The organism is Fluviicola taffensis DSM 16823 (assembly GCF_943372375.1).
Lineage (GTDB): Bacteria > Bacteroidota > Bacteroidia > Flavobacteriales_D > Crocinitomicaceae > Fluviicola > Fluviicola taffensis_A.
The window spans coordinates 116,770-130,438 of record NZ_CALRYJ010000005.1 but is presented as its reverse complement, the minus strand read 5'-3'; the positions used below and the strand labels follow the sequence as shown (position 1 = coordinate 130,438).

12 protein-coding genes are annotated in these 13,669 nt (G+C 39.5%); 5 read left to right on the top strand and 7 right to left on the bottom strand.

Going from position 1 to position 13,669, the window contains the following annotated elements:
• Positions 1-108: 108 nt before the first annotated feature.
• The 4 genes from AAG807_RS09385 to AAG807_RS09370 all read right to left on the bottom strand — a co-directional run bounded on the left by AAG807_RS09385 (position 109) and on the right by AAG807_RS09370 (position 3,529).
• Positions 109-1,569 carry a S41 family peptidase gene (locus AAG807_RS09385; RefSeq protein WP_341902821.1) on the bottom strand — a complete coding sequence of 487 codons (1,461 nt, stop codon included), beginning with the start codon at positions 1,567-1,569 and terminating at the stop codon, positions 109-111.
• Between the two features lie 39 nt (positions 1,570-1,608).
• Positions 1,609-2,400, bottom strand: coding sequence for an AraC family transcriptional regulator (locus AAG807_RS09380; protein WP_341902819.1), 792 nt, complete (start codon positions 2,398-2,400; stop codon positions 1,609-1,611).
• 81 nt (positions 2,401-2,481) lie between these two features.
• Positions 2,482-2,961, bottom strand: coding sequence for a group II truncated hemoglobin (locus AAG807_RS09375; RefSeq protein WP_341902817.1), 480 nt, complete (start codon positions 2,959-2,961; stop codon positions 2,482-2,484).
• Between the two features lie 154 nt (positions 2,962-3,115).
• The gene (locus AAG807_RS09370; RefSeq protein ID WP_341902815.1) at positions 3,116-3,529 is read right to left on the bottom strand and encodes a hypothetical protein; all 414 of its coding nucleotides are present in this window, start codon (positions 3,527-3,529) and stop codon (positions 3,116-3,118) included.
• Between the two features lie 467 nt (positions 3,530-3,996).
• Here AAG807_RS09370 and AAG807_RS09365 point away from each other — a divergent pair, with 467 nt between their 5' ends.
• The 4 genes from AAG807_RS09365 (at position 3,997) to AAG807_RS09350 (ending at position 8,478) form a co-directional block, all read left to right on the top strand.
• Complete coding sequence (locus AAG807_RS09365) at positions 3,997-4,386, top strand: hypothetical protein (protein ID WP_341902813.1); 390 nt, start codon at positions 3,997-3,999, stop codon at positions 4,384-4,386.
• Positions 4,387-4,409: 23 nt separating this feature from the next.
• The gene (locus AAG807_RS09360; RefSeq protein WP_341902811.1) at positions 4,410-6,752 is read left to right on the top strand and encodes a sensor histidine kinase; all 2,343 of its coding nucleotides are present in this window, start codon (positions 4,410-4,412) and stop codon (positions 6,750-6,752) included.
• Complete coding sequence (locus AAG807_RS09355) at positions 6,749-7,387, top strand: response regulator transcription factor (protein ID WP_341902808.1); 639 nt, start codon at positions 6,749-6,751, stop codon at positions 7,385-7,387. The genes AAG807_RS09360 and AAG807_RS09355 overlap by 4 nt, the downstream gene beginning before the upstream one ends.
• Before the next feature lie 533 nt (positions 7,388-7,920).
• Complete coding sequence (locus AAG807_RS09350) at positions 7,921-8,478, top strand: AidA/PixA family protein (protein ID WP_341902805.1); 558 nt, start codon at positions 7,921-7,923, stop codon at positions 8,476-8,478.
• 116 nt (positions 8,479-8,594) lie between these two features.
• On the opposite strand, the gene AAG807_RS09345 is transcribed toward AAG807_RS09350, so the two are convergent.
• From AAG807_RS09345 to AAG807_RS09335, 3 genes are all read right to left on the bottom strand, one after another.
• Positions 8,595-10,667, bottom strand: a complete 2,073-nt coding sequence (locus AAG807_RS09345) for a prolyl oligopeptidase family serine peptidase (protein WP_341902802.1) — start codon at positions 10,665-10,667, stop codon at positions 8,595-8,597.
• A gap of 146 nt (positions 10,668-10,813) precedes the next feature.
• A complete protein-coding gene (locus tag AAG807_RS09340) occupies positions 10,814-11,527 on the bottom strand; it encodes a hypothetical protein (protein ID WP_341902799.1) in 714 nt (237 codons plus the stop codon).
• A gap of 124 nt (positions 11,528-11,651) precedes the next feature.
• A complete protein-coding gene (locus AAG807_RS09335) occupies positions 11,652-12,527 on the bottom strand; it encodes a transglutaminase-like domain-containing protein (RefSeq protein ID WP_341902796.1) in 876 nt (291 codons plus the stop codon).
• 248 nt (positions 12,528-12,775) lie between these two features.
• Between AAG807_RS09335 and AAG807_RS09330 the strand changes: the two genes are divergently transcribed.
• A complete protein-coding gene (locus AAG807_RS09330) occupies positions 12,776-13,621 on the top strand; it encodes a hypothetical protein (RefSeq protein WP_341902794.1) in 846 nt (281 codons plus the stop codon).
• Positions 13,622-13,669 lie beyond the last annotated feature (48 nt).

The following is a 13,669-nucleotide window of genomic DNA, read 5'->3' as shown; positions in this document are numbered from 1 at the left end:
CAAATGTAATGATTTAGTCAAATACCCGATAGCTTCTGTTTCAGAAACTAAATCGGAAACGCACTTCTTACACAATGTCCATATGGTCGGAAACCATTTTTTAGCACCTTAAGGATTTATCTGTTTTTTTGCAAATTCCATTACTGCATCGATACTTTTTAGGTACTCTTCAATGGTTTGTTCTACTGTGTAATCCGGTTTCACCCCGTCTCCATATCGTTGATCCGGTAATTTTTGTACATCTTGTTCCAGATCAACAATTGAAAATGATAATAAGAGCTCTGTATTTGGAAGTTTGTAAGTGACAGGAATATGCCCGGTATGCCCGTAATATCCACCCAAAGTTTCCTGTCCGATCACTACGGATTGTTCATCATTTTTTATCATGCTGGCAAATAGAGAACCGGCTGAAGCTACAAACGGACTGACTAAAAGATATACTTTCCCGGAATAAGCATTGGGTTTTGGAGTCCAGTATTGGTTGAATTTTTCGTTTTGATAATATTTTCCGTCTTTTAAAATGGAATGCTCTTCTTTTAATTCTTCTTCCAAATCCTTGATCTCATCGGTTTCTTCTTCTACATAGAATTTCTTTAGAGGAACGGTATGAAAGAGTGTAAATGCTGAAACATTCTCTCTGAAGTTGCGTTTGGTCAGGTAAGAATACAATAACAGATCATTCGGATCATTCCCTCCGCCATTTTCTCGGATATCCACAATCAGGTTTTGAATGTTTCTAGCCTTCAGATGGTTAAAAATCGAATCAAGAAATGCTGCGTATTTTTTATGTCCTTCGCTTTTCGGACCACCCAAAGCGAAAGTATTTATCGTTAAAAAACCCGTTTCGGTGCTATCGGAATACTTAAAGGAATAATCAGATACAGAACTTTTTTCGTAAGCTGGAATAAAACGCTTTTTGTAGTTTTCAATTGCTTTTTTGTATTCAACAGGTTCCAGAACGACTTGGCGAATTTCGGAACTGTCTTTAAAGTTGATTGCAAAAGAATCGGGTTCGCCATAGGCCAGGTAAATATAAAAAGGAAGTAATCGTGTTTCAAGAAATGCGTGTTTTCCGCTAGTATTGTGCCCGTCAGTGCTTAAATAACGCGAAGTTTCTGTAGCAAATATCTGGGCACTAATCCCGTTTACGGAAAGAATTTCACTACCTGCGGGAATGTTCTCGTATGTTAAATTGGAGTAGAGTTTGTTATTTATAAGCTTCAAAGGCAGAGGGAAGTATATTTTTTTCCGATGAAGGATCTTAATCAGTGAATCCGGATAAGTTAATTCGTTATGGCAACTTCCTGTAAAATCGATCACATTCCAGAGAATAGAATAAAACTCGCGGTAAGAAGTGTTTTTGTTGATACGTTTTCTATTTGCAGAAAAAACGCTGTCCGTTTGCAGCTTCGGATGGTATTTGTACAATCCTGCATTGGCCTTTTCAAAAATGTGCCGAAACACATCAAAATCTTTTAATAATTGACGTTTGCTGACCTGTTCGCTTTGCTGGGCATTGCATTCGAGAATCAGAATGATAATCGATAGTACGGAAAACAACTTTTTCATTGAACTCTTTTCGTCAAATTTAAAGCAGGAAAGCCATTTTTACTTGTATAATCTTGGCAATTGTCCGTTCAACTGATTTCTATATTCTTTAGGTGAAATACCGATATATTTTTTGAAACTATGTGAGAAGTGTGAAATGTCTGTAAAATTATAGGCATATGCTAAGTCAGTTAGGTCACAGTCTGCACTAATCTTAGCTTTTGCAGCAAAGACCTTTTTCATCAAGACATAACTCATGGGTGTCATTCCTGTCAGTAATTTGAATTTTTTAGCAAAACCATATTTGTTCAGGTTCGTGATTTTTGCCAACTCATCTATGTAAAGTTTGTCTTCCAGGTTTTGCTCAATATAAGTGATCAGTTCTGTTAAGTAGTCTGAATGGAAAGAAGAGACCAATTCGCTTTTTGGAGTTTGTACATGAGGATCCAATTGAGTCATCAGATCACCTAATAGAAATTCGGATTGCAAAGAATTATTGCACTTTAGTTCTTCCATCAGTTGTATGAAAATCTGGTTGGTCTTGACATCCTGGATTTGCCTGTTTTTGAATTCAATTGTTTTCCCGTTTGATAGGTAGGTCATTAATTCGATTGAAACATAAATGGTATCAAAACTAACTTTTGCATCATTGTCCACCACCGGATTGGCATGCACTTCATATGGGTTGGTTATGGAAATACTGTTTTTGGGGCTGTATAAGAAATTCTCTTCCAGTTCAATTTTTTCAATTCCGTTCCGGATCAGTGAGATACAAAATGTTTCATGGAAATGTTTTGGAAAATCCTGATTTTGTCCGTTAACTGAAATAAAATCGATGTCGTTTGATGCCATTAAGCTAGTTCTAAAAGATCATTACACTTATTTGATATAACGCTAATAAACAGGTGATTCTTGTACCCAAAATAGTTACTCTTAATTGATCTCCGGATTATATGGTCCACCTGTTTCTCCCCAGCCCCATTTCGGCATGGGTTCATTGGTATCCATCGGATTCTCGGTCAGTTGGGAATTGATGACTGCAAGTCGGGTTCCCCATTCAATATAACCTACGAAAGCAGAACGAAATTCCGGATCGCTTTTAAGTCCGACCTCATCTGCGGTTTGTAATAAAAGATGCACCCAACGTTGTCGTTTTTCTTCGGTAAGCATTTTCCCGATGTGCTGACCGATCATTTTTGCATGGCTGCCATTGTTCTCCAATGTATAGAATTCACCGCCTCCAAAAACCTCAGCTACAAAATTGGATACATGCTTTACATGCTCCGGTGACATGTCTTTGAAAACTTCGCCCAATAGATCGTCTTTCAGGACTTTGTCGTAAAACCGGGCGAATAACCGTTCAAAGGTCTTGATATCACCTGCCCATTCGTATAGTGTCGGTATGTTTTTCACGTTGCTTCGATTGAGGAAATACCGAATATACAAATTATTCCAAATCCGTTTGAATGCCACTGTAGAAATCAGACATGGTGACTAAGGCCGTTTCATATAAGGAAGTAGCTTCATATGGTCGGCAAGCTACTTGACAGGTTTGATCAGCTTGAAATCACAGTTCTAGTCCATTTTCAACCAATTCATCCTCATCAGCCCGCTGGGGTTGTTGTGTTTCGGAATAGTCAAAAGTAGGTGTGTAGCCATTTTTTTTGATGTCCTCCAATTTATCTTGCGTGGCAGTTTTCACTTCCCAAGTCATGATGAAGTCGGGGTTTTTGATTATTTCACCCGTCGTTTTTTCGCGGTATTCTCCTTCTTTCGCCGCTTTTATGGTATCTCTGTTGTACGGTATGGTGAAGATACTATTATCGGCTCTTCGTATTTTGAAGAATCCATCCACAGTCAATTTGGAAACAGTTCCATGCGTCTGGTACACTTCCATCACTTTCCCTTCCTGATCAACAAATGTCAACCCGATAAGAAACACTTTTCCTTTTAGATGATTTCTTAATTCTCTCCAAGTCATACTTTCTCTTAATGGTGAATTTATCAAGATAGGTATTATTTAGTCGATAGGTCACACGTAAATTGCCATTAAGTGTTAAGGTTTTGGAATGGTTGGGAATTCAAAATTCAATCTTCACCACAATTCCTTATTCATTCATCGGCTGAATTCAGAAAAAATGATGGTTGCGTCTTGCCATCCACTTTACAAAGGTTTTGGGAAGAAAAGAAGAAGTTGTATCCGATATCGGGTAAATTAACCCATACCTGTTTCCGCTTAGGTTTTCAAATTGTTATCTTAGAAATAGCAGGGGCGGAATAACCCGGAATTCCAGAAAGAAGTGGCAATTGGTTTTTTGTTTGAGCGGAATTTTTAAATTATTGTGCTATATTTGATATATCAGAATTAGCTGATCACGAACCATTATTTAACCCATTCATTTCCTGAAAACAAGCTGTTTTAGACCATGAATGTTAACACTATTCACTATGATAGAAAATGTATGCGATTGGGATCCCAATATCAAACTTTCTATAACTTCATCTGTTCATGATGGCGTTTATACTTATACCTTAGTAACAGAGGTTATTAACAAATGTTTGAATACGGGAATGGAATTTGTTTCTACCGAACCCAGGGAGTTGGAATTATTCAATTTATGTGATGAAATAAACTCGAATGAATTGAATGTCTTGGTACAACTTGAAGCCGCTCCGTGTGAGAATAATGGAAGTGTCCGAACAAAAACAACCATCCTTACCAATAATCCGACTGGTGAAGAGGGTTTTGTTATTGTATTTGTTTCATTTCCTGCAAGTTGGGGAAGAGGTCCGGAAGCAAGCGGCAAAGCCATCATTCGCTTTGATAAACGTCAATAGCCTTCTTAACAGTGGTTTGCCGGATGAAATGGTTTTTAATCGGATTCTTCTGTTTCCGCATAGCAACAATTCTTGGTCAGCCGGCAACGGTTAAACAACTAAAACGCGCCTGTTCAACCGAAACCTCGGCTGAAAAAAAATCCGCCTTGCTCAATGAATTATCATGGGCTTGTTATACGTCAGGCAATGGCTCTTTCAAGTATTACGCAGAGAAAGCACTGGATATTGCAAATCGAAACGGGCTAACTGAAAATACATTGATTGCACGGTTGCAATTGGCAGAATACCAGCGCAATGAAGGACATTCGGAAGAAGCATCAGCGGCGTTGGAGAAAATTGAACGCGAAATGACTCAAAGGGATCGTGGCAAGTGTTTTCCGTTACTTTTATTGGTGAAGGGAAATTTGGCTCTCAGTGATTTGGAATTAGACAAGGCTGCAACATTTTACCAAAAAGGATATGGGTTAAACAAAGCCTATCGCCAAGATTTACAGATTGAATTTTGCTTGAAATTGGCCGAAATCGAGCGTGAAAAGGAGCATTTTAACAGGGAACGCCGATTTTTAAGGGAAGTCTGTTTGAAAGCACATCAGTTGGGAAAAGTTTACCCGGAAATCCAAGCCTTAAACAATCTGGGAATGAGTTATACCATGAGTCAGGATTTTGATCAGGCGCAGTTAAACTTCTCCAAGAGTGCGTATTTGGCTGAAAAATGGGGAGATCGAAGAGGGCAGAGCAGAGCGTTATTGAACTGTGGAAGCATTGCTTATTACAAAGGTGATTGGGCGAAAGCGATTACTTATTTTACCAAAAGTGCCCACATCAATGAATCGCTCAAAGATCTGGAAGGGATTGCCATGATCAATAACAATATCGGAGCCATATACAAAGAGCAGAAACGGTACGAGAAGAGTATAGAGTACTTTCAAAAAGCAAAGATTTATTACGAACAATCAGCCGACTCAATAGCACTTGCAGAGGCTTGGGTCAATATTGCCGGAGTAGAGATTTTAGTCAATAAAAAGAAAGAAGCAGTTATCCTGCTAAAAAAAGCAATTCAATTTCTGCAACAAAAGGATCAACCGACAACCTTGCTGGTGGCGTATACCAATTTGGCATTTGCCTACACCGAAATGGGTAATTATACACACGCACTCGAGTATTTGGGAATTGCCAATAACGCAGCGCAAAAACTGCATGATCAACACACGAGCGTTTACATCTTTAATCTCTACGGAGCAAATCACTTTTATTTGAAATCCTACTCCCAAGCCATTTATTATTACACGAAAAGCTACAAATTGGGGAAAGAATTGGGGTTGGTGAATGAACAGAAAAAGGCATTGTTCGGATTGTATGAAGCGGAACAAAAAACGGGGCACTTTCAACAAGCATTGATGTGGCACGAAACCTATGGTAAACTAAAAGATTCGCTTCTGAATACAGAGAATCAGGTGCAATTGACTTTGTTGGAAGAAAAATACGACACCAAACAAAAAGTGCAGGAAATAACCAATCTTCATGTGCGAAACAAAACCATTTCTTTAAAGAATAAGCTCACTTCCAATCAATTGAAACTTTCATTGGTCACGGTTGTATTGGTATTCGTTGCGATTGTTTTTCTTAGTGTGTTGTTTTATCAACGCATCAGACGACAAAAATTGTTATTGGTTTATACCCGCGAACGGAATGCGGAGCAGGTTGATCAATTACTAAAAGATCAGGAAATTAGTATTCTGGAAACCGAAGTAACAGCACAGCAAACCGAGCGTAAAAAACTGGCAAAAGACATTCATGATAACCTGGGAAGTTACCTGGCAACAATCAAGTATCAACATGAAGCTGCCGCGCCTCCGGTTGAAGATACTGAGCTGTTTTCCCATTATGCGACCACCTCAAAACTAATTGCTGAAGCCTGTGCGGAAGTTCGGGCTATTTCACATCAAATGGCTACCGGACTGGATCTTCAATTCAGTTTGATTCCGGCAATCAATGAATTAATTACCCGAATTCAAACAACCAAACAATTCGAAATTCATTTTTCACATTTTCCGGAAACGATACAGATAGGTCATGAAGTGGCATTGACACTTTACAAAGTCATTCAAGAATTATTATCCAATACCTTGAAACATGCAGGCGCTTCAAAAGTAGAATTACACATCAATCAGCATGCTGAAGAAATAAATGTGTTGTTGGAAGACAACGGTTGCGGATTTAATGTACAGTCAGCGCGAACCGGAATCGGACTTCTAAATATGCATGAACGTATGGCGCAATTGAACGGTAAATTGGAAATCAATTCAACACCTCATTACGGAACAACCTGTGTACTCATTCTCCCACTTAATTTCATTGAAACATGATTAAAATTGTCATTGCAGATGATCATCAACTAATTATTGACGGAATAAAGTCGTTGTTGGTGAATGAAACCACCATTCAAATTGTGGGTGAAGCGAAAAACGGAGAAGAGTTGTTACGCAAAGGGCTATTGATGAATCCTGATTTAATTTTGATGGATCTCGGAATGCCGGTCATGGACGGAATTGAAGCTTCGCGCAGAATCAAAAAGGACCATCCTGCAATTAAAATATTGGTATTAACTACGTATGCAGATCAAAAAAGCATCAAAGAAATGCTCAAAACAGGAGTTGACGGTTACCTGTTAAAGGATTCCGGAAAAGACCAATTCATTGAAGCGATTCACGCCATTATGAATGAAAAGTCTTACTTCGATCCGCGCGTAACAGCAGTTGTGATGAAGAGCCTGCAACCTCAAAAGAAACTCTCAAACACGCCCACACCGCTCACGTTGCGTGAAAAGGAAATCGTTCGGCTTATTGCAGAAGGAAAAAGCACACATGAAATTGCAGCTGCTATTCATTTGAGTTTACTCACCGTTGAAACACACCGCAAGAATATTTACACGAAGTTGGGCGTAAATAAAATAGCTAGTTTGGTTCGTTATGCGATTAATGAAGGACTATTGGATCAATAATCAATTCTCGTCAGAATCAAAAATGAAATTTAAACCGTTGGAGAGACCGTGAATATTCCGAAAATCTTCTGAATAATCGCTTACGGGGTTGTTCATCAGCCCGCACATGTCCGTCTAAGGCCATACCTGTTTTCAGGTAGTTAGTTTTTTACCCGTTTTCGGGTAACGTTTTCCTATTGAATACCCTCACCTTTGAAAAACAGATTACACATCGTAATCACCACTATTTTCTGAATTCAGCTGATAAAGAAAAAACGGTGTTAAGAACAGATGGTGATCCTCCAAAGCGCGCATGGAACGGAAAATTCTACGGATACTTTACTGAGCGAATTTTTGGATGATAACCGATTGTTGTTGACAGATTTAGTACAAAACAGTGGAGCAGAACCCACTTTGTTCGCCACAGCGAACAGAAAAAACGAACCTTCCTGTTAGGGTTTTAAAACAGGGGGTGGAAACCAACCGTGTTTGCTAATGCTTTAGCGGTTGCGAAGAAGCCTTAAGATTAAGTAATGATTATAAAAACAAATGTTATGTCTAAAACAACAGTAAAGGCTTCCACAGGGAAAATTATAAGTGTATTAGTTGTCGTTGACACGGAACAACTTCTTGCAGCAAAGCTGCCTGTTTCGATTGATCCAAAATATCCAACAAACATAAACGACGCGAGTTTGCTGAAAAAAACCTTCTTCATGGTTGCCGGAAATGCAAGAGGTATTACAGGTCAAGGTACAAATGATCTGGAGATCAAAGCAAATGCGGGTGATATTATCAATTTCGTTGGCACAACAGTTGAGGAAAATGGAGATGATGCGGTTATAATTTACAATGTAACCGGTGGAACAAGTGTTCTGAATGATTTCATTTCGGCTTGTGTAAATCGTCCAAAGGCTGTTCAACCTTCTGCTGGTGGAAATGGATTGCCGGCTGTTAATTATAGCCGAAATTTCATGACCCTTGAATCGAAAGTCAAAGCACCCGGAACGGCAAATTTATTGGTGAATTTTGCCTTATATCGATTAAGCCCCAACGGGCAAGAACAAGTACTTTATGGATATTACAAGTATGATCCAAAAATTATTGTGGGATAATTGAGAATCCGATAAAACCATCCTGTTAATTGGCAAAAGCACCTCTGAAAAAGGTGCTTTTTGCATTTATCTTTCTCCCGGAAAACACTCTCTTTTCGGATCAATACCTATTTCTATCACCTCAATTTCATCAACAAATAAGAAATCATCAGAGCAGTACCTTTGGCGCTTTGCTCGTTGGTGGATGAACCGGCATGTCCGCCTTCGGTGTTTTCGTAATAATACGTTTTGTAGCCCATGTCGTTCATCTTGGCAACCATTTTTCGGGCATGACCCGGGTGAACACGGTCATCGCGGGTAGAAGTGGTGAAGAAGACTTCCGGATACTTCATTCCCGCTTTCAGGTTTTGGTACGGAGAATATTTTTTGATGTATGCCCATTCTTCCGGGACATCCGGGTTTCCGTATTCGCCCATCCAGCTTGCGCCGGCCAAGAGTTTGTTGTAGCGTTGCATGTCCAATAAGGGAACCTGGCAAACCACCGCATTGTACAAATCCGGTCTTTGCGTGAATGCCACTCCGACCAATAATCCGCCGTTACTTCCACCCATAACTCCCAGGTGTTTAGGTGAAGTGATCTTCTTTGCAATCAGGTCTTCTGAAACTGCAAATAGGTCGTCAAATACATTCTGGCGTTTTTCCTTGATCCCGTCCTGGTGCCATTTCGGACCGAATTCTCCACCACCACGGATATTCGCAATGACGAAGATTCCTCCCTTGTCCAGCCAGGTGTTTCCATATTTGGACGCATAAAACGGTTGGTAGGAAACTTCAAATCCTCCATAAGCAACGATCAAAGTAGGATTCAAGCCGTCATACTTGATGTTTTTTGCTGCGACCATGAAATAGGGAACCATGGTTCCGTCTTTTGATCTTGCTTTGAATTGTTTTACTTCGTATTTGCTCGCATCAAAATAGGATGGAAGTGATTTGCTAGCTTTGAAGGTATTCGTTCCTGCATCCGCTGCGTACAAGGTGGAAGGAGTGATGAAGTTTTCGTATTGGAAAAAGTACTGATCGGAAAACTCACTGGAAGAAATCAGGGAAACGGTTCCGAAATCGGGTGCTTTCACTTGTTGGTCTGCCCATTTTCCATCAATGAAGGAATAGATGAACAATTTACTCGTAACGTTCGTCAGCATGTTCACCAACAATTGGTTTTTGGTAGTTGAAACATCAGAGATACTTGAAAATTCATCCGGTTGGAGAATCATCTGCACTTCTTTCACGCCCTTTAATAGCTTCTCGAAATTCAAACTCAGAAGCGTTCCGTTTTGATAAGTTTGACCATTTACTGTCCAATCGGATTTCAACTGGATAACTAATTGACCTTTCAGGATACCATTCAGACCGCAATCATCCGGAATATCCAAAGTCACGATCTTGTTATCGATCCACAACAATTTTTGGGCTGTAAACATGGTGGAGGCGCGTGAAATGAAAACATAATTTTTCCCGTCTGCGCGTAAAATTCCACCCCAACTGCCAACATCTGTTGTTTTTCCTTCGTAAATCAATTGTGCATCTTTCAATGGTGTTCCGCGTTTCCAGATTTTCACCTGGTTCGGATAACCGGAAGTGGTCATGGTTCCCTCGCCGAAATCGGTGGAAACGATCAGGGTATTTTCATCGATATAGCTTGCTCCGCCTTTTGCTTCGTCAATTTGAAATCCGTTTTCCACGAATTGCTTGGTGTTCACATCAAATTCCTTGATATAAACCGCATCTCCACCGCCATTGGAAAGTTCAACCAAAAACCGGTTGTAAGAAGGATACAAACCACTTGCGCCTTTGTAAACCCATTTGATACTGTCTTTTTGAGATAACGCATCAATATCCAACAAGGTTTCCCAATTCATTTTTCCGTTGGTATAATCAACCAAAGGGCATCTTCTCCAGACTCCGCGTTCGTGACGTTGGTCTTTCCAAAAATTGTAAACGAATTTTCCCTGGATGTTCGGGTAAGCAATCCGATCGGAAGAATTGGAAATCTCCAAAGTCTTATCGTAAATGGATTGATAGTCCTTCTGTTTGCTCAATTTTTCAAAAGTAGCTTTGTTTTGAGCGGTTACGAATTCCAAAGCCTTTTTGCCATCCACTTCTTCCAGCCATTGGTATTTGTCTTCCTGTGCTTGAATGGATTGGTTTATTCCGAGAAGTGTCATGAGGATTAAAGGATATTTTGCCATGATTTTATTTTTTATCAACGAATTTCTGAATTGTGGAAGTGCTCGATATTTTAAGCGAGTTCAATATACGAATTTTAGGAATTGAAAAGTTAAAGTTTAATTCCTACTGCTGTAAATGAAACGGTTGAATTTTCAGAAAATTTTGTTTACTCTTTCTCATCCTCACGGTCAACATGGAGAAACAACTTCTCAAATTCCGGTTGTATGCGTTGGTCATCCGAATGATAATAAACAAATTGATTCATGCAATTTCCCCAGCCATAAGTCATCAATTCATACCTGGCATACTTTAGGCGATTTTTGGAACTGTACTCTGCCTGATATCTTTTTTCCAAATTTTCAGGGCAGCAATTAGTTAATTTCTGCTTTTCCTTTAATTCAAACCAAGCCTGTAAAAGCTGTGTGCTGTCTCCATTCAGAGCTTTGATTTCCTGAGAGCATTCGTCATGATAATAATCGTACATAACAGAAGGGTCTTTTAGTGCCAGGATATATAAACGATTATGCTGACACACTTCAAACAGTTCCTTTTTACGGTAAATACGCAGACTATCCCAAAACAGGCCGGGAGGAATTCTCATTGTTTCAAGAATGTGAAGTGTTTTAGTGTAATAAAGATCAATGGATTTGGTTGTTGCGGTATCCATTTGCTCAATCTTCCAAATGTTACCAACGGTCATCATTTCAAAGTGACAATTATACAGGTAATTGTAAATGGTATCCAATTCCTTCTCGTTGAACTTTTTTGGGTCGAATTTTCCTGTGTAGTAGGTGAGACCTTCTCCCCATTTAAAGATGTTCTGCTGACTGAATGCCGGAAGAATAGAAAACAGGAGCGGAAATAGAAGGATGTGTTTCAAGAGTGAAAAATTGATTTAACCGAAGGTAGGTAATATTTTCAAACGGATTTGGGTGGTTGATTTGAATAAGTTAAATACTAGTGAACAAATCAATTGTCGGAGGATTTCCCCTTTCCATTCCTAATTAATCCAAAAGCGCGCGCAACTCAATCAACTCATTCACCTTTTCCAAATTCCCTACCTGTTGGAAGGAAGAAACCAGGTTTGTAAGCATTCTGCGGATAATGTCCGAATTGGAACAGGGTTGAAAATGACTTGCCAATGGAGCAACCTGGATACTTGACAGGAATTGCGTGATATCGTCTTTTTGAAGCATGCTTCCTTTGGAAAAGGCATTGATGTAGAACAACACTCCGTATTCGTTTCCGTTGGAGATGAACTGATTCACACCATTGTTGTCCATGTAGGCCAAAATGAAATGGTTGGGAAGATTTACGCCGTAGATCGGAAGCTTCAGTTCCTGGGCGATGATGCTGTACAGAATACTCAGGCTCAATGGATTTCCCTTCTTCGTTTCAATAACCGTGTTGATAAAGGAATTGAGGGGCGAGTTGTAATTTTTTGAATTTCCTGAAAATCCATATTGACCGAACAGTACTTTATTGATGATTCGGATCGATTCAAATGCGGTCATGTTCGGATTCAGTTCCAACCAGCAATCTCTTCGGATACGTTCAATGAAATCAGTTACCTGTTTTTCGTCCAATCCGGGATATTGGTATTTTGCGATGATGATTGCGCCTTTCAATAAATCCTTGGTCGAACTGTTGTACCAGGAAACCAATTGGCGTTTGCATTCCTCGAACTGGATTTCATGAATAATCGTTTCAATGCGGGATTGAAAGAGTAAACCGTAATCCTTTTCTTCCCAGGAAGATTCGAGTAACTCTACCGCATCCGGACCGATTTCCAGCAAGCGATCTCTTACATGCGCATAAACTTGCTCATCCGGATCATCCATGAGTGCAATTAGGGCTTGTAAAGATTTGAGATCTTTCATGAAACAAAGATAGGGGCAAGGGGATGTCGGATTTGGATTCGTCCGTTGAAACTATTAATACTGAAATGTGAACAACGAAATGAAGCGCCCTGAATGATGGGGTTTTGCCCGTGAAATTTTAACAAGGAAGTGTAACTTTTCGCCAAATAATAGGTTAAAAGTGATATTTGCTCATTTACACAAAAATGGTTTGGTATGTTATTTGTAATCAACGATATTCGCATTTCTAAAACTAAAACTACATCAAAATGAAACGATTCTTAATTTTTACTTTTTCTCTTGCAGCACTAGTTCAAATTGCTTCATGTAAGAAATGGAAGTATGACGAAAGTAGTGCTCCAAAAACCAATGCCATTGTTGAAAATGCATTTGCTGAAATGGCAAACATGTCTGACCAAGCTTATAAAGGTGGAGTCTTTGTTTATGGAATTGACAAGCCAATTTACAAATATCAGGATAGTCACATCGTAACTGAAGCTGAAAAAGCAAATTGTAATGTGATCATCACATTGGATACTGTTGGTGTTCAGGATACGATCACAATCGATTGGGGAAATAATAACTGTACTTGTCAGGATTACAAACAACGTCGTGGTAAGTTGATCATTTCTTACAACGGTGCTTATTACAACCAGGGAACAATTGTGAAATTCACTCCTGTGAACTACTATGTAAACGACAACAAGGTAGAAGGTGTGATGACGGTTGAGAATATGGGTGTAAACAGCCAAAGCCAACCGTATTACAATGTAGATATCAACGGTGTTGTGACATTGACAACAGGAGAAGTTGCAACCTATGTTTCAGCTCAGGTCCGGACATTTACAAACGGGTATAATACGGTATGGAATATTGCGGATGACGAATGGGATATTACCGGAACTGCAACGGCACAAGTTGTGAATGGTGACGGATACGTTGCAAATGTGACAAGCCCGCTGCATGTAAAAGCCTATTGTGCTTATATCACAAAAGGAACATTGGAAATCACACCGACAGGAAAATCAACACGTACAATTGATTACGGAAATGGTAACTGTGACGGAACATTTACGATTGAGATCAATGGACATACGTATACGATTAACGTGTAAACGAAACATCATAAAAAAACGTAGGGGCGCAAATTTTGCGCCCCTACG